The 15,143-nt window shown below is 37.4% G+C and carries 22 protein-coding genes; 12 read left to right on the top strand and 10 right to left on the bottom strand.

Features of this window, described 5'->3' with window-relative positions:
• Nucleotides 1-89 precede the first annotated feature (89 nt).
• The 10 genes from V7147_RS08125 (at nucleotide 90) to V7147_RS08080 (ending at nucleotide 5,776) form a co-directional block, all read left to right on the top strand.
• Complete coding sequence (locus V7147_RS08125; RefSeq protein WP_335367345.1) at nucleotides 90-365, top strand: hypothetical protein; 276 nt, start codon at nucleotides 90-92, stop codon at nucleotides 363-365.
• A complete protein-coding gene (locus tag V7147_RS08120) occupies nucleotides 362-592 on the top strand; it encodes a hypothetical protein (RefSeq protein WP_335367344.1) in 231 nt (76 codons plus the stop codon). Before V7147_RS08125 ends, V7147_RS08120 begins: the two co-directional genes overlap by 4 nt.
• Nucleotides 593-717: 125 nt before the next feature.
• Nucleotides 718-1,263 (top strand): NfeD family protein, encoded by a 546-nt coding sequence (locus V7147_RS08115; RefSeq protein WP_335367343.1) that lies wholly within the window; start codon nucleotides 718-720, stop codon nucleotides 1,261-1,263.
• The gene (locus tag V7147_RS08110) at nucleotides 1,260-2,795 is read left to right on the top strand and encodes a flotillin family protein (RefSeq protein WP_335367342.1); all 1,536 of its coding nucleotides are present in this window, start codon (nucleotides 1,260-1,262) and stop codon (nucleotides 2,793-2,795) included. Before V7147_RS08115 ends, V7147_RS08110 begins: the two co-directional genes overlap by 4 nt.
• A 285-nt stretch (nucleotides 2,796-3,080) precedes the next feature.
• Nucleotides 3,081-3,644 carry an RNA polymerase sigma factor SigY gene (gene sigY / locus V7147_RS08105; protein ID WP_335367341.1) on the top strand — a complete coding sequence of 188 codons (564 nt, stop codon included), beginning with the start codon at nucleotides 3,081-3,083 and terminating at the stop codon, nucleotides 3,642-3,644.
• Nucleotides 3,598-3,948: a YxlC family protein gene (locus V7147_RS08100; RefSeq protein ID WP_335367340.1), complete on the top strand. Its 351-nt coding sequence runs from the start codon at nucleotides 3,598-3,600 to the stop codon at nucleotides 3,946-3,948. Before sigY ends, V7147_RS08100 begins: the two co-directional genes overlap by 47 nt.
• On the top strand, nucleotides 3,945-4,148 hold the full coding sequence (locus V7147_RS08095) for a sigmaY antisigma factor component (RefSeq protein ID WP_335367339.1): 204 nt from the start codon (nucleotides 3,945-3,947) through the stop codon (nucleotides 4,146-4,148). Before V7147_RS08100 ends, V7147_RS08095 begins: the two co-directional genes overlap by 4 nt.
• On the top strand, nucleotides 4,145-4,354 hold the full coding sequence (locus V7147_RS08090) for a hypothetical protein (RefSeq protein WP_335367338.1): 210 nt from the start codon (nucleotides 4,145-4,147) through the stop codon (nucleotides 4,352-4,354). Before V7147_RS08095 ends, V7147_RS08090 begins: the two co-directional genes overlap by 4 nt.
• Nucleotides 4,335-4,649, top strand: coding sequence for a YbjQ family protein (locus V7147_RS08085; protein WP_335367337.1), 315 nt, complete (start codon nucleotides 4,335-4,337; stop codon nucleotides 4,647-4,649). Before V7147_RS08090 ends, V7147_RS08085 begins: the two co-directional genes overlap by 20 nt.
• Before the next feature lie 107 nt (nucleotides 4,650-4,756).
• Nucleotides 4,757-5,776 (top strand): thiazole biosynthesis adenylyltransferase ThiF, encoded by a 1,020-nt coding sequence (locus tag V7147_RS08080; RefSeq protein WP_335367347.1) that lies wholly within the window; start codon nucleotides 4,757-4,759, stop codon nucleotides 5,774-5,776.
• Nucleotides 5,777-6,043: 267 nt separating this feature from the next.
• Here the strand turns inward: V7147_RS08080 and V7147_RS08075 are convergent, their stop codons facing one another.
• Nucleotides 6,044-6,430, bottom strand: a complete 387-nt coding sequence (locus V7147_RS08075) for a globin (RefSeq protein WP_335367336.1) — start codon at nucleotides 6,428-6,430, stop codon at nucleotides 6,044-6,046.
• Nucleotides 6,431-6,836: 406 nt separating this feature from the next.
• On the opposite strand from V7147_RS08075, the gene V7147_RS08070 reads away from it, so the two are divergent.
• The gene (locus tag V7147_RS08070) at nucleotides 6,837-8,105 is read left to right on the top strand and encodes a hemolysin family protein (RefSeq protein WP_335367335.1); all 1,269 of its coding nucleotides are present in this window, start codon (nucleotides 6,837-6,839) and stop codon (nucleotides 8,103-8,105) included.
• A 67-nt stretch (nucleotides 8,106-8,172) separates the two neighbouring features.
• On the opposite strand, the gene V7147_RS08065 is transcribed toward V7147_RS08070, so the two are convergent.
• From V7147_RS08065 to V7147_RS08055, 3 genes are all read right to left on the bottom strand, one after another.
• Nucleotides 8,173-8,562, bottom strand: a complete 390-nt coding sequence (locus V7147_RS08065; protein ID WP_335367334.1) for a hypothetical protein — start codon at nucleotides 8,560-8,562, stop codon at nucleotides 8,173-8,175.
• Nucleotides 8,563-8,592: 30 nt separating this feature from the next.
• Nucleotides 8,593-8,811: a YozQ family protein gene (locus V7147_RS08060; RefSeq protein WP_335367333.1), complete on the bottom strand. Its 219-nt coding sequence runs from the start codon at nucleotides 8,809-8,811 to the stop codon at nucleotides 8,593-8,595.
• Nucleotides 8,812-8,959: 148 nt separating this feature from the next.
• Entirely contained in the window at nucleotides 8,960-9,160 is a 201-nt protein-coding gene (locus V7147_RS08055; protein ID WP_335367332.1) for an alpha/beta-type small acid-soluble spore protein, read from the bottom strand.
• A gap of 270 nt (nucleotides 9,161-9,430) precedes the next feature.
• Here V7147_RS08055 and V7147_RS08050 point away from each other — a divergent pair, with 270 nt between their 5' ends.
• Nucleotides 9,431-9,673 (top strand): hypothetical protein, encoded by a 243-nt coding sequence (locus V7147_RS08050; protein WP_335367331.1) that lies wholly within the window; start codon nucleotides 9,431-9,433, stop codon nucleotides 9,671-9,673.
• A gap of 55 nt (nucleotides 9,674-9,728) precedes the next feature.
• On the opposite strand, the gene V7147_RS08045 is transcribed toward V7147_RS08050, so the two are convergent.
• The 6 genes from V7147_RS08045 to V7147_RS08020 all read right to left on the bottom strand — a co-directional run.
• On the bottom strand, nucleotides 9,729-10,826 hold the full coding sequence (locus V7147_RS08045) for an ABC transporter ATP-binding protein (RefSeq protein ID WP_335367330.1): 1,098 nt from the start codon (nucleotides 10,824-10,826) through the stop codon (nucleotides 9,729-9,731).
• Between the two features lie 163 nt (nucleotides 10,827-10,989).
• Nucleotides 10,990-11,889, bottom strand: coding sequence for a PucR family transcriptional regulator (locus tag V7147_RS08040; protein ID WP_335367329.1), 900 nt, complete (start codon nucleotides 11,887-11,889; stop codon nucleotides 10,990-10,992).
• 96 nt (nucleotides 11,890-11,985) lie between these two features.
• The gene (locus V7147_RS08035) at nucleotides 11,986-12,171 is read right to left on the bottom strand and encodes a hypothetical protein (RefSeq protein ID WP_335367328.1); all 186 of its coding nucleotides are present in this window, start codon (nucleotides 12,169-12,171) and stop codon (nucleotides 11,986-11,988) included.
• A gap of 79 nt (nucleotides 12,172-12,250) precedes the next feature.
• Nucleotides 12,251-12,460 carry a YheE family protein gene (locus tag V7147_RS08030; RefSeq protein WP_335367327.1) on the bottom strand — a complete coding sequence of 70 codons (210 nt, stop codon included), beginning with the start codon at nucleotides 12,458-12,460 and terminating at the stop codon, nucleotides 12,251-12,253.
• 11 nt (nucleotides 12,461-12,471) lie between these two features.
• Nucleotides 12,472-13,656 carry a YheC/YheD family endospore coat-associated protein gene (locus V7147_RS08025; protein ID WP_335367326.1) on the bottom strand — a complete coding sequence of 395 codons (1,185 nt, stop codon included), beginning with the start codon at nucleotides 13,654-13,656 and terminating at the stop codon, nucleotides 12,472-12,474.
• The coding region (locus V7147_RS08020; protein ID WP_335367325.1) for a YheC/YheD family endospore coat-associated protein at nucleotides 13,653-15,143 on the bottom strand (1,491 nt) is incomplete at its 5' end. The genes V7147_RS08020 and V7147_RS08025, both read right to left, overlap by 4 nt.

Genomic DNA, 15,143 nt, shown 5'->3' with positions numbered 1-15,143 from the left:
GTATTGTAAGATTAGGAATAATTTGTATGATGTAATTCCTATAAGCTATGAATCAATTTTGAAAATGAAAAATGAAAGAGTTGGGGCTAATGAAAAAAGGATTACTAATTGGACTAGCTTATGGCTTGTTTATCCTATTAGCAGTTGGAATTGGGCTTTTTTACTCAACTTTTGATGTACCAAGTAACAAAATAATTAGCGATGCGAAGCAAACGGAGGTTACTCAAAGTTTTGAGGAAGCCCTTAAAGCCGACAATGAGAGAGTTGAAAAGAAAAAGGAGGTCCAAAAAACGATAATAGATGGAAGCCGTCTCCTACTTTTGTTCTGGTCGCGATTTCCATTGGGGCCATTGCCGATATTGTGATTGTGATTTTCTGGGCACGTCATGAAAATAAAATAAGGAAATTCGAAGACAATGAAACGCAGTTTCGTAAAAAGCGGATCACTGATTACGCAATCTTTTGGTGGATTATCGGGTTAGGAATTGTCCGAAAGAAGAATGAAAAATTAGTTATCTATTGGAGATATGTGGTTGCGTATATTGTGCTTGGATTTATACTAAAAGCTTGGATTACAAAAGAATTCATGTAACGAAACCTAGTCGACATACTTTTACATAGATTTCAAAAAAAATTCATAAAAAAGTGAAACCTTTTGCCCCTTATTTCCGTAAATGAGAATGTAAAGAAAACTTCAAAACTTATGGAGGTGAAGCTATGGAATTATTTGGGTATGACATTCAAACTATCTATCTGATTGGCTTAGTCATAAGTGGAATTTGCACTCTGCTTTTTATCCTATTTGGTGATTTTTTAGAGGGAATCTTCCCAGACAGTTTTTTGAGCCCAACACTCATTTTTTCTTTCCTCACATTTTTAAGTGCATCTGGTTATATTTTTGAAAAATTTCTTTCCTTTCATAGTTTCTTAATTTTTGTTATTTCACTCGTATTAGCACTTATTTTAGTCACATTATTAAATGTTTTCGTATTGATCCCATTGTCTTCAGCAGAAGAATCGGTGGTCTACAGAGAAGAGGATTTGAAAGGACGAATTGGCAAGGTTATTACTTCAATCCCAGTCGATGGTTTCGGTGAAGTAATTATCGAAGGAATCAGTGGAACAATCGCTAAATCAGCAAAAAGCTTTAATAATGAACCCATTCCTTATGAAGAAAAGGTTCTTATTATAGATATTAAAGAAGGCGTTGTGTACGTCTTACCTTACCAAAACATGACGATTAAAGGGGGAAATCAACAATGACATTAGGAATTTGGATTGTAATTGGGGTTGTCGCATTTTTACTACTAGCACTTATTGGGGTATTTGTCTCAAAATACAAAACAGCTGGTCCAGATGAAGCCTTAATTGTAACAGGAAGTTATTTAGGCGGGAAAAATGTTCATGTGGACGAATCAGGAAATCGGATTAAAATTGTCCGTGGTGGCGGTACATTCGTACTACCAGTCTTCCAACAGGCTGAACCTCTAAGTCTATTATCGAGTAAACTGGATGTTCAAACACCTGAAGTATATACAGAACAAGGTGTACCGGTAATGGCTGACGGTACTGCTATTATCAAAATCGGTGGTTCTATTTCCGAAATAGCAACTGCAGCAGAGCAATTTTTAGGAAAACGAAAAGAAGACAGAGAAAGTGAAGCGAGAGAAGTATTAGAAGGACATCTACGTTCAATCCTTGGATCGATGACGGTTGAAGAAATTTATAAAAATCGTGATAAGTTCTCACAGGAAGTACAACGTGTCGCATCTCAGGATTTAGCAAAAATGGGTCTTATCATTGTATCGTTCACAATCAAGGATGTTCGTGATAAGAACGGTTACCTCGATTCATTAGGTAAACCAAGAATTGCTCAGGTAAAGCGTGATGCTGATATTGCAACAGCAGAGGCTGAAAAAGAAACAAGAATTAAACGTGCTGAAGCTGAGAAAGAAGCGCAGAAGTCTGAGCTAGAGCGCGCTACAGAGGTTGCGGAAGCAGAAAAAATTAATCAATTAAAAACTGCAGAGTTCCGAAGAGAGCAGGATATTGCGAAAGCACGTGCTGACCAAGCCTACCACCTAGAGGAAGCAAGAGCAAAACAAGAGGTTACTGAACAGCAAATGCAAATCCAAATCATTGAAAGACAGAAGCAAATTGAACTCGAAGAAAAAGAGATTTTGCGTCGTGAAAAGCAATACGATTCAGAGGTTAAGAAGAAAGCGGATGCTGATCGTTATGCAGTCGTTCAAGCGGCAGAGGCAGAAAAAGCGAAGCAATTGGCAGAAGCAGATGCGAATAAATATCGAATTGAAGCTATGGCAAAAGCGGAAGCTGAAAAGATCCGCATCGACGGTCTTGCAAAAGCAGAAGCCCAACGTGCACAAGGGGAAGCGGAAGCTGATATTATCCGCCTAACTGGTCTCGCAGAAGCGGAAGCCAAACAAAAAATTGCCGAAGCATTCGAGCAATATGGAAAAGCGGCTATCCTTGATATGGTTATTAAAATGCTTCCTCAATATGCGAAAGAAGTGGCGGCACCATTATCAAATATTGATAAGATTACGGTTGTGGATACAGGCAGTAGCGGGGAAAACAGCGGTGCTAATAAAGTAACCGGCTATGCAACAAATCTGATGTCAACCCTTCAGGAATCATTAAAAGCTTCCTCTGGTATTGATGTGAAAGAAATTATTGAAAACCTGTCGGGCAAAGGAAGTGTCAGAAATAGCATCGATCATTTAACAGAAGAATTATCACAATCAAGAAAATCTGCAACAACTGATAACGAATAATCGTATAAGGAGAGGCCAGACCTATCTATGGTTCTGGCTTTTTTTTGATGTCTAGCTCCAGGCGCCATCGGCTAAATGGTCTAGCCAATCGCTTCTGAAGGCAAAGTGCGCCTTCTGTCAGCGCTTGTCTTATGCTTGTCGCCGATAAGCGGGCGCCTTGCACTTTTCTGTGTTAAACTATTAAAAATAAAAAAAAATTGGTCGAAGTGAACTTTTTGACTGCCTCATTCGTACTATTAACGAAATATAAAGATAACCAAATTTTCTTGGGGGAGAATTCATTGCATGGATGAAAAGGAACTAATTCGCAGTGCAAAGCGTGGTGACTCACTCGCGTTTGCGATGCTTTTTAAGGAGCATTATCCTTTTTTAGTTAAATATCTAATAAAAGTTACAATGAAGCCTGATATTGCCGAAGACTTAGCACAGGAAGCGATGATGAAAAGTATGGAAAAAATCAAATTGTATAACGGTAAAGCAAAATTCTCCTCATGGCTTATAACAATTGCTACGAACTTATACATTGATGATCTTCGAAAAAAGAAACGGGAACAAAACTATCAGCAAAACGAACAAGCATTGCGCAAAATGAAGTGGCAATTCGATAACCAGTCGGAGGATTGGAATGATGTTCTTACTGCTTTAGGCAGGCTTTCTGATGAAATTCGGATTCCAATTGTTCTTAAACATTATTATGGGTACTCGTATGAAGAAATCGCCGATATGCTTCATATCGCCATTGGGACAGTAAAATCGAGAATACATAATGGAATCCACACAGTAAGAAAGGAGTTGAGACCCAATGAAGAAAAACAAACTAGTCTTACTAAAGAACGAACAACAACATGAAGAAGATTCAGAAATGATTCTAGAAATTAATGAAGCATTATCTAAAATAGATCATCATTATTCGGTTTTCACTCCTGATCTACAAGTATTTGAACAAATGGCAGCAGTTGAACTACAAAAACAAAAGAAAAAATTTAGACGTGATCTAACTGCCTTTATTTTGATTGCCTTATTCATGATGACTGGCTTGATCACTGCATTTTTCCAACTGCCGATTGCCTTTATCGTTATTCAAGGTATCGCATCAATTAGCTTTCCAGTTTATAGCCTTATTCGATATCGAAAACGGGTGATGCGTACATGAAAACGTATGATATCAAAATTTGGATAGTAATCGTAATCATCCTACTCATTCAAAGCTTTTGGTTGTTTTTAGATGCAAGAAAGCGGGGGCATAATTACTGGTTTTGGGGAATATGGGGATTAATCCAATCACCTATGCCACTTGTCTTTTATCTTATTTTTGCAAGAAAAATTTATCAACGCAGAGCAGGTAATGAATGATGAGAAATATTGCGAAATATATTGTATTGATGATAGCCATTGTCGGACAAATCGTAGGTATTGTATTTTTGTTCATTGATATTTCAAAGGCGCTGACGTTTTATGCGTTTTACATGGTTGCCGTTGTTCTATTATTTGCTTTATTAGTTTGGGAACGAAAACGAGAGAAAGAGGAGGAGGACGAAAATGATTATCGTGACTACTGATTATGTACCAGGTAAAGAAGTGAAAGAACTAAAAGGATTTGTAAGAGGAAGTACGGTTCAATCCAAGCATATTGGTAGAGACATTATGGCTGGATTGAAAACTATAGTTGGGGGAGAAATTTCCGATTACACCGAAATGCTAGAAGAAGCCCGTCAAAAAGCAATTGGCCGATTGGTAGATGATGCCAAAGCAAAAGGAGCAAATGCAGTTATTGGGTTGCGCCTACAAACTTCATCCGTTATACAAAACGCCTCTGAACTTATCGCCTATGGCACGGCAGTATATGTCGAATAATTACGCACAAGCTAGGATAGGTTTTCTATTCTAGCTTTTTCTTTTATATAGAGGTCCTTCATATGGTACTATATCAACAAGAATATCATTGGAAGGAAGGAATCCGAGTGACTGAACGCTACTCTCGGCAAGAGTTATTTACCCCAATTGGAGCCCGTGGGCAACAAAAAATTAGAAGTAAACATGTACTTATCGTTGGTGCTGGTGCGCTTGGTACGGGAAGTGCTGAGGGGCTAGTACGTGCCGGCATTGGCAAGTTGACAATCGTTGACCGTGACTATGTAGAATGGACAAATCTACAAAGACAGCAATTATACAGTGAAGAGGATGCAGCGAATCGTTTACCAAAAGCGATTGCTGCCAAAAACCGTTTAGAAAAAATAAATTCTGAGGTTGAGATTCAGGCCCATGTAATGGATGTATCGATCGAAGAAATTGAAAATTTGATTACCGATGTTGACCTCATTTTGGATGCCACCGATAATTTCGACATAAGAATGCTCTTAAATGATGCCTCACAAAAATACAACATCCCTTGGATTTATGGGGCATGTGTTGGGAGCTATGGGATTAGCTATTGTGTCCTGCCAGGGCAGACACCTTGTCTGCATTGCCTCCTAGAAACGATACCAATGGGAGGCCTTACTTGCGATACAGTTGGAATCATTAGTCCTGCAGTTCAAATGGTGGTTGCCTATCAAGTAACGGAGGCGCTTAAAATATTGGTTGAGGATTACGATGCTCTACGAAACAAACTTGTTTCATTCGATTTATGGAAAAATCAACATATGGCGATCAAGGTTGATCGTGTGAAAAAGGAAGGATGTCTTTCCTGTGGAACAAATCCAACCTATCCTTTTTTATCCTTTGAGAATCAAACAAAATCAGCCGTTTTATGTGGAAGGGATTCAGTTCAAATACGGCCAAGTGAAAGAATTGAAAGGGACTTAGATTCTCTTGCAGAACTATTAACTGCACAAGGTGGCAACGTTGATAAAAACCCATATTTGCTATCATTTACACAAGGTCCAAACAGAATGGTTGTTTTCAAAGACGGCCGTGTCCTCATTCATGGAACAAATGATCTAGCAGAGGCAAAGAGTATGTATCATCGGTATTTAGGATAATTTCAAATCGGGTAGTAAAATTTGCAGATTCACAAAATGTTCATTCCTTGGACAAAAAACTGTCTTAATAATGAACCTGATTTTTCCACATTTGATGGTACTCTTATACCATAGAAAAGGTAATGGGGGAGATCTTGTGGAAGAATTATCAATTACATTTAATATCGCCGCCGCTTTAGTTTTAGTGTTTTTTATCGGTGCTATTATTATCGAATCATAAGAAAAATCCACGATAATCTCGTGGATTTTTTGACTAGCTGTTTTTCTTTAATCGTCGGGAGTATTCACCATGATTCCTGCCACTTGTTGAAGACGAGCGTAAAAGGCTTCAGCAGCCTCACTAGTAAGATCATTTTCCTCGAATGCTTCTTTCATACAACGAAGCCAAGCTCTAGCTCGTGTTGGTGTGACATCAAAAGGCATATGACGATGTCTCATTGCCGGCGCTCCGAATTCGTTACTGTATAATGTTGGACCTCCTGTAAATTGAGTTAAGAACATATACTGCTTTCTTTTAATTTCCTCGATATCACCTTCGAACAAAGGAGCTAAATCAGGATCGGCATATACTTTTGGATAAAACGTATTCACCAAGTTTTGGATTGCCTCTGTGCCGCCTATTTCTTCATATAAAGTATTGAGTTTAAATTCCATTTATTTCACCGCCACTTATTATTCATATTAGTACTATATCAATACTAAAAATAACTCGGTGTGATTTGAATCACACTTAACTTTATTCAGTTGAAAATCCTACTTCTATAGGTAGGAATGAATGCAGAAAACTTAAAAATTCAGTTGGAGTTCAAATCCCGACTGAATAAAGTTAAAGCCTCCGGCGGATGCCACGATTTTTTAAAGGAAATTTTTCGAGCTTGCTCGAAAAAAATCGGGCGCAAATACGCCAAGACGCATTTGATTAGATAATCATTCCCATATAAAAGAATGTTTGCTATTATAAAAATAATCAATAATTATTTTTATATTTTGACAGTACCCTTATTATTACCATCTTAAACAAAAACAAAGTCAATTTCAATTTTAGGAGTGTGAAATTTACGTGGACGATTTGCCACTGAGTACCTTTATTGTGTTACTCGTTCTAATCATGTTATCAGCGTTTTTCTCAGCAAGTGAAACTGCCTATTCGAGTGTTAATCGAATCAGACTGAAAAATTATGTAGATGAAAAACGACGTGGAAGTAAAAAAGCCTTTTATATTACGGAACACTTTGATAAAGCACTTTCAACTATTCTAGTTGGAAATAATATCGTAAATATTACTGCTGCATCAATTGCTGCAAAGCTAGCTTCTGATCTTCTTGGTGGAAATACTGGGCTTGTTATTAGTACATTTGTGATGACATTGCTCATTTTAGTTTTTGGAGAGGTCCTCCCCAAATCATTCGCCAAAGAAAACGCGGAAAGCTTCTCATTACGGGTTTCTGGAATTTTATTTATCTTAATGAAGCTACTTACACCGATTACCTATTTATTAGGGTTACTAAAAACATCAGCAGCCAAGCTTATTAAAAATAATAATGATACTCCATCCTTTACCGAAGAAGAAATCAAAGTAATGGTTGATTTGAGTGAGGAAGAAGGAGTTATTGATAATAAAGAAAAAGAATTAGTACATCGTTCCCTTGATTTTAATGATATTTTAGTTGGGGAGATTTTGACACCACGTATCGACATGGTGGCGGTGGAAGTCAATGATTCAATTGAAAAAATGAGAGATATGTTTTTAGAGGAGCGCTATTCACGTGTTCCAGTTTACGAAAACAATACTGATAATATCATTGGGATTTTATCTGAACGTGAATTTTTAAGTCTTCTGGTTCAACAAAAGAAAATAAATGTTCGTTCCATACTCCGCAAACCATTTTTCGTAGTGGAGTCGATGAAAATTTCAACCTTACTTCCGGAACTTCAAAAAAGCAAAACACATTTGGCTATCGTAGTGGATGAATTTGGTGGAACCTCGGGTTTGATTACATTAGAGGATATTATCGAGGAAATCGTCGGTGAGATTTGGGATGAGCATGATGAAAAGATTAAATATATTACACAAATAGATGAAAATACGTATGAAATAAATGCGGATATGTCACTAGATGAATTTGCGGAGATCATCGGAATAGAAGAACCGGAAAGCTCGCATCATTCCGTTGGAGGTTGGATTTTTGAATCATTTGAGAAAATTCCAGTTAGCGGAGATACCTTTGATTACTTGCACCTCACCTTAACGGTGACAGAAGTGGAAAACCGCCGCATCAGAAAAGTGAATGTAGAAGTAAACCAACCAATATTAGAAATCGAAAAATAATGATCCATGGGGACGGTTCTCTTGGTTTTCCAGTAAATGAAGAACCAGTAGAGCCGTCCCCATGTTTTTATTGAATGATACTACTCAAGGCTGCTGGAATAGCGACTTTATCGTCCACACCATATTTCTTTTCGAAAGAGTGGTATTCAAAAAGTATACCTTCAGGTGAAGTCACTGAAAGGTCGAGAATATAGTCCCCATGCCTACCCTTTGTTTCAAGATAAAAGGTTGTATCTGTCAACTTTAGGTGGTAAAAATGATACTGAAACCCAAGAAATTCTTTTGTATCGAAACTTGTATCTGGGTGGGTTGAAATATATTGTGCAAGGTCATCTATGGTAGCCATCGGCCTTTGCAAAACGGTATTTATTTTTTCTTTTACAATTTGGGTTGTTGTAGATATTGTATCTTTTGCCTTCGTTGTGATATCTCGAATAAATTGATTTACCTCACTCAATTGGAATCCTCCTAAAAGGAAATTCTATGCTTATGAATAGTAATCCTGATAACCTTCGTTTGTGGATTCTACTTTTTTTACCTTCGTATTATTGGAAGAGGCTGCAATTTCACCTTCCATATAGGAATCACTTACTTGTTCATGGGTTGTAGCAAGTCCTGAGGATAATTCATCGTTCTTTTCGTAATCCCCCGGTTGGTAATGTCTTGCAGCTAATTCTTCTGTGCTATTTTGTAATTTATCCTTCAAAGCAATTTCCTCCTATAATTATATTTTCTAGCTTAGTATCCCAAAAATAGTATGTAATAAATCAAGTCAAAAGTTGGGAAGGGTAATATAAAGTAAAACAAGAGACACCCATTAAGGGTGCCTCTTTAGCCAAAATATTTAATTGTTATTAACCTTGATGTCCACCCATTGATTGTTGAGCGAAAGATACTAAACGCTTTGTAATTTCTCCACCAACTGATCCGTTTGCGCGAGATGTAGTGTCAGCACCTAAGTTAACACCAAATTCTTGAGCAATCTCATACTTCATTTGGTCGATAGCTTGTTGAGCACCTGGTACTACTAATTGGTTACTATTGTTGTTTGCCATTTTTCCTTCATCTCCTTAAACTGATTTTTTTGGGTGGGTTACTCCGGAATTGCACCAGATATAAGGGTTCCTTAGCCTCTAGGCTAACCCGTGTATAAAAGTTGTTGCTTGGTGAGTTGTGTGTTGCTGTGTTTGTACTAAGTATTATGTGACGAAGCGAAGATTATATTCGAAAATAACTTTGGCAATTAATTCCTACAGAAAAGAAAGCATAACAGCTTTGTTTCATCAAAAACTATATAAAAATGAATATGATTAGGAGAGAAGATAATGCCTATTTGTCCATTATGTAATGGCTTTAACAATGCTAGCTTCACATGTGCACAATGTGGGAATTCGATAGAGGATTCTGGACGTATTATCGATTTTTTTGGTCCTTACAGTGCATATATGCAAATTGATGACATGAAAAAAATAGATGGCATTCAAACAACTTTACAAAACTATGAATGTGCGCATCTATTTTATTGTACGAATTGCCATAACCAAGAAACAAAGTTAATAAAAGAATAGTCCATTAAGTCCCAACAAAAAAGTCGCCCAAAAAAGGGCGACTTTACAATTATGATTAGCGAATTCTATTTTCGTTTTCAGCATCGAAGAAATGGCATTTGTTCATGTCAAATGCAAGTTCGATTGTTTCACCAGGTTTTACTTGAGAACGTGAGTCAACACGTGCAACAAAGTCAGTACCAGCAAGCTGTGAATAAAGCATTGTTTCAGCACCGGTTAACTCAGATACTTCAATAACTGCATTGATTTTAGAACCTTGAGCAGATTCAATGAAGACAGGCTCGTCATGAATATCTTCTGGACGAATACCAAGGATGATTTCCTTGTTTACATAGCCTTGTTCACGAAGAACCTTCATTTTTCCTTCTGGGACAGAAACTTTTACATTACCGATTGTGAATGTACCATCTTGTAATGTACCCGGGAAGAAGTTCATTGCAGGTGATCCGATGAAACCAGCAACGAATACGTTTTCAGGATTGTCATAAACTTCTTTTGGTGCTCCAACTTGTTGGATGATGCCATCTTTCATAACAACAAGACGGGTAGCCATTGTCATCGCTTCCGTTTGGTCATGTGTTACGTAAATTGTAGTTGTTTGTAGACGTTGGTGAAGCTTAGAAATCTCAGCACGCATTTGTACACGAAGCTTTGCATCAAGGTTTGATAAAGGTTCGTCCATTAAGAATACCTTAGCGTCACGAACGATTGCGCGTCCTAATGCAACACGTTGACGCTGACCACCAGATAATGCTTTCGGCTTACGAGTTAAGTATTCTTCTAGTCCAAGAATTTTTGCTGCTTCTTTCACTCGACGATCAATTTCATCTTTCGGGAATTTACGAAGCTTTAACCCGAATGCCATGTTATCATATACACTCATATGTGGGTATAGCGCATAGTTTTGGAATACCATCGCGATGTCACGATCTTTTGGAGCAACATCATTTACACGTTTCTCATCAATGTAGAAATCACCTTGTGAAATCTCTTCTAATCCAGCGATCATACGTAATGTAGTTGACTTACCACAACCTGATGGACCTACGAATACGATAAATTCTTTATCTTTAATATGAAGGTTAAAATCCTCTACAGCAGTTACTTTATTGTCGTATACTTTATAAATTTTATCTAAAACTAATTCTGCCATTTTTTCTTCCTCCTAGTGTAAACGTTTTCGATACTTAAAGTTTACTTCAGAGAGAAAAATGCGTAAATGTGTAATTTGCACAAAACGATGTAAGGGTTTTCGTGCATGTCTACGAATCAAGAATCAAATACGCTTTAGCGTATTTGATTCTGAATTTTATAGGTTAAAAATGTTCTAAGTCAAGAATAGCTAAATAGGTCGTAACTGCACCATGAAAATGCTTAATATCAATTCCCGTCTTTTCAATGAATTTCTCGATTCGATACTGAAGGCTATTACGGTGCATATATAGCCGCTTTGCTGCATTCGAAACATTAAAATCACTTTCAAAGAAAACCTTTATCGTTTCAAGTAATTCATGGTCAGTTTGTAGTTCTTCCGGAATTACATTTTTGAGTTGATTACGAAAACCGTCATCCATTCCTTCAAGCAGCAAAAATGGTAAGATGTCATGTAAATGATAAACTTGCTGTTTATGTAAAAATTGTATTCCTTTTTGGAACCATTCTCTTTCAGTACGAAAAAGAGAACCAAGATTCTCAGAAAGGGGATGGGTTTGTCCAATGAATAAACGCATGTCTGTATAGAAATCACTCGTTAACGTAACAGTGATTTCATCGTAAAAGACATCCTCAATCATTTCCTCATTTCTTGTTTCAATTAGAACACCTCTTGAATCATTTTCCCATAAGAAGATAGTATCTCTTGGTAATAGTGCCTGAATGGCTTCCTGGAATTCGAGCTGGTCAGTAATTGGTTGGTCGGCATAAAATTGAATAAATCGACACTGTGAAAAAGAATAATGATTAGCTGATAGATGACCTTGTTGTAAAAACAAAAGATTATACCAAAATGCCTGTGTATCGTTCATATCATTGACATGAGTGCCATAGGGTGTGAAAAGGGAAGTTAAAAGAGCGGTTTCTTTTGTCGTAAGACGGTCCTTTTTTATGCCAAAAAAAGTCCCTGTATCTGTTAAAAACCACGAATACAAATCTGTTTTATAAGGTGATTCTGCTGTTATTAAAGCATCTTTGTAATGCATCATTAAATTTTCAATCATTTAAAATACTCCTTCAATCGAATCAAATGCAATCAAATGATTGGCAATGAAAAGTCTCCTTCTATTATAACAGAAGGAGACTCAGGCGCTAACTAGTTATTCGATTACATTCGGCGGTTCTTCTTTTTCAAAATCGCGTGCTTCTTCTATATTCGTTTTATCATGAAAACGGTGAACGCTACCACCCGCCATACCTTCATTAATGAAGCGGTCCACATCCATAAATACTTCGTCTTTTCCTTCATATTGAAGGTCTTCACGCTCTTTTCCTTTTTCAGCCATAAAAAAACCTCCTTTTAGCTTAGTATGTGAAGGAGGTAAGAAACAAATACGCCTTGGCGTATTTACTGCTAAATAATCCTTACTCGTAAACATGGTAAAGCATTAATTCATGAATTTGTTTTGTGATGTTATTAATGACTTTTAGATCGGGATGGTTGCCGTGCCAATCAATGCTTCCATCTTTATTATATACTCCGTTATATTGAGTTCCTTGGAAATAAAAAGAAAAGCTCCAACCAGGAATTTGGCTGCTTTTAAATAAAGGTTTCCATTGAAAATGTGAGATCATCATAAGCCCCCTTAGCTCTCATTTCCTTTCATTATAAGGAGTTTGGTTAAATTTTCAAGTCCCTTTTGTCGAATATGGTCCTCATCGAACACCATTGGTTTTGAATTGATTTCGTAAATAAAAATCCTTCCATCCTCGGAACGCCCAAGGTCTATCGAATACTCTCCGATAAACTCTCCTGTTTCGTCCACAAGCATTTTTCCAATTTCAAACACAAGCTTCCGCAATATAGATTCATCAAACCGATTGCGAACCATATGATAGGGGATAATCGACCCACCATTTGGAACATGCGTGGTTACCCCATTGTCACCAGCAATTCTTACCCCGATGCCGCTAATAATATGTTCATTTTCATGATAATGACATAAAATTCGCAAATCATAACGCTTACCATTATGGGTGTCTGCCTGGATGGCCTCCTGTAATAAATAGTCACTTTTTGCAAACTCATCCTCAAACTTTTCCCAAAATGAGGTGAGTGTTGGGTAGGATTCATTTCCAAGCGGTGTTTCAACAATCATCCCATTTTGTTCTTTTTTAAGTCTGTATAGATCGATTCCTTGATGTCCGGTTGAGCTTTTCATGTAGAGGATATGATGTTTTGCGAACATTTCTTTGAGGTCGCTTTTTTCATTGAGAAGAGTGGTTTTTGGAAGAAAAGGAAGAACAAAATCATTCCTCTTTAATATTTGGTAAATCTCCCATTTTGAAAAAAAGGATGGATTAAAAAAGGGGATTTCATTCATTTTGAAAAAAGAAACTAAGTCGGTAAAAGCCTGCGTGTCCTCCATGTGCCGGTATGGAATACGATTATATACAGCATTTGGAAGAGGGGTTCGTAATTTTATCCATTTTTCTAATGGTTGATAAAAGGTAAAGGTCTCAACTGAATTTCCCCGTATTGAATTTGGGGTCATGACGATTCCTAATGCACCATTTTCTCGTAAGGATAACAGAATTCTTTTCAGAACCTTGTGATTGCCGATGAAGGTACTGTCTTTTGACGAACCTGTTAAAATGCCGATGATAGGACCAACTTTATTTTCATTCTTTTGAACAGGAAAAGGGAGCGACTGCTCTGGGCTGCTCCCTACATAGGAAATGAATGTTTGGGTCTTTCCGAAGAAAAGCCCTTTTGCATCCTCACATTGATACCACTTCTTTTTTTTAATGTGATAATAAATGGTACTCATTTGAAAATTACCTCAGGAGTCTTAATGGTTGTTTCAGTTAAATAAATGGCATATTGTAATGGTAGCCTGCTCGAAAGCTTATCGTATTTTCTCAACTTTGGATGTGAAAAAATTGATCGGCCAGGCTTTGAGTTTGCCTCGAAAAGCCACACACTGCCATTTTTATCGACACCTAAATCAAATCCAAGCTCCCCAATATGTCCTTTTTGTCTCGAATCAATGACTTCACTTAGTGTAAGGGCGGCCTGTTTAAGGGAATCACTTATTTTCTTACATTCTGTGACATCAGGAAAAATTTCAGTGAGTGTACGAACGACACCCCCGTTGTTTAAATGTGTTGTCACACTGCCACGTCCAGAGATTTTACCCGCCATCACACTGACCTGCCATTTACCTTTTTCATCCTTATTTGTATGGATCCTAAAATCAATTGTTTTATGATCGCTTCGAAGCAAATGAATTCCCTGTTGGACGATATAATGCTCCAATTGTTTGTTACGGAAATGCGTGTTGATAAATGATTCAATGGAAGAAAAACGCTGAAGACGATTTTTCCCATCCTGATCACGATAGCGACAATAATAATCTTCTGTTTCGCGGTCAAATATTACTTGATAAATACCTAAACCAAGACTGCCGTTCGCAGGTTTAATGTAAACATGCTGATATTTCGAAAGCATGCGCTCTATTAAAGTAAAGGTTGGACTTATATGGGTTTCTGGTAAATATGTTGCAACAAGATGGTTGCCCTCTAACAGCTGGTGAATTTCCCATTTATCAAAAAACCCTGGGTTAAACCACGGTATTAAGTACTCATGATGCATACGTTGTTTGATTTCACGTAAGGCTTTATGTTTTTCGGTTCGACGGTTTGGAAGACGGTCATAGACCACATTAGGAAATGGGACTTCAATCGTTTCCCAGCCATTATGACTATGAAAAATTCCATTAATGGTCCCCTTATCCCAATCAATATGTTTTGCACCAAAAATAAAAACATATGCCCCGACTGCTTTTTCTTGTGCCAAAAGTTTTGCGAAAAATAGGGTTCTGTCTCCAATTGGTCGAATCATCGACTCGCTAAAACCTGCTGTGAAAATCCCGACAAGTGGACCAACGTAAAGATTGTCTTCATGAATAAAAACCTGAGTCGTACTTGAGTATGGGATATTTAACGATGAAAATAGATCCTCGGAAAGTTTGATTTCCTGCCTATCAACTTGGATGACCTCACATTCGCTGGAGGACGTTCCAAAAAGAATATGCTTGATTGGTGTTTTTAATTGGATGGTTTTAGGAATATACACTTTCCTGTTTTCATCCTGGGTAATTTTAAGTGGCAGTGGTGTTCGCATTTTTTCAGCTCCTTTATAGATTTGTCTAGCTTCAGGTGCCATCGGCTCGGATCGCTTCTGAAGGCAAAAAGCGACTTCTGTCAGCGCTTGTCTTATGCTTGTGGCCGATAGGTGTGCACCTTGCGCTTTTCT

Origin of the sequence: Bacillus sp. JJ1521 (genome assembly GCF_036965165.1) — a bacterium.
Lineage (GTDB): Bacteria > Bacillota > Bacilli > Bacillales > Bacillaceae_L > Ferdinandcohnia.
The sequence above is the reverse complement of the archived record's forward strand: the minus strand, read 5'-3'. Positions and strand labels throughout refer to the sequence as shown.

Excerpts from the sequence above, each read along its gene's own strand:
- V7147_RS08045 (WP_335367330.1), bottom strand. The coding sequence starts at position 10,826 with ATGGCAGAATTAGTTTTAGATAAAATTTATAAAGTATACGACAATAAA.
- V7147_RS08085 (WP_335367337.1), top strand. The coding sequence starts at position 4,335 with ATGATTATCGTGACTACTGATTATGTACCAGGTAAAGAAGTGAAAGAA.
- V7147_RS08125 (WP_335367345.1), top strand. The coding sequence starts at position 90 with ATGAAAAAAGGATTACTAATTGGACTAGCTTATGGCTTGTTTATCCTA.
- V7147_RS08050 (WP_335367331.1), top strand. The coding sequence starts at position 9,431 with ATGCCTATTTGTCCATTATGTAATGGCTTTAACAATGCTAGCTTCACA.
- V7147_RS08025 (WP_335367326.1), bottom strand. The coding sequence starts at position 13,656 with ATGAGTACCATTTATTATCACATTAAAAAAAAGAAGTGGTATCAATGT.
- V7147_RS08095 (WP_335367339.1), top strand. The coding sequence starts at position 3,945 with ATGAAAACGTATGATATCAAAATTTGGATAGTAATCGTAATCATCCTA.
- sigY (WP_335367341.1), top strand. The coding sequence starts at position 3,081 with ATGGATGAAAAGGAACTAATTCGCAGTGCAAAGCGTGGTGACTCACTC.
- V7147_RS08055 (WP_335367332.1), bottom strand. The coding sequence starts at position 9,160 with ATGGCAAACAACAATAGTAACCAATTAGTAGTACCAGGTGCTCAACAA.
- V7147_RS08030 (WP_335367327.1), bottom strand. The coding sequence starts at position 12,460 with ATGATCTCACATTTTCAATGGAAACCTTTATTTAAAAGCAGCCAAATT.
- V7147_RS08090 (WP_335367338.1), top strand. The coding sequence starts at position 4,145 with ATGATGAGAAATATTGCGAAATATATTGTATTGATGATAGCCATTGTC.
- V7147_RS08035 (WP_335367328.1), bottom strand. The coding sequence starts at position 12,171 with ATGGCTGAAAAAGGAAAAGAGCGTGAAGACCTTCAATATGAAGGAAAA.
- V7147_RS08110 (WP_335367342.1), top strand. The coding sequence starts at position 1,260 with ATGACATTAGGAATTTGGATTGTAATTGGGGTTGTCGCATTTTTACTA.
- V7147_RS08100 (WP_335367340.1), top strand. The coding sequence starts at position 3,598 with ATGAAGAAAAACAAACTAGTCTTACTAAAGAACGAACAACAACATGAA.
- V7147_RS08040 (WP_335367329.1), bottom strand. The coding sequence starts at position 11,889 with ATGATTGAAAATTTAATGATGCATTACAAAGATGCTTTAATAACAGCA.
- V7147_RS08075 (WP_335367336.1), bottom strand. The coding sequence starts at position 6,430 with ATGGAATTTAAACTCAATACTTTATATGAAGAAATAGGCGGCACAGAG.
- V7147_RS08115 (WP_335367343.1), top strand. The coding sequence starts at position 718 with ATGGAATTATTTGGGTATGACATTCAAACTATCTATCTGATTGGCTTA.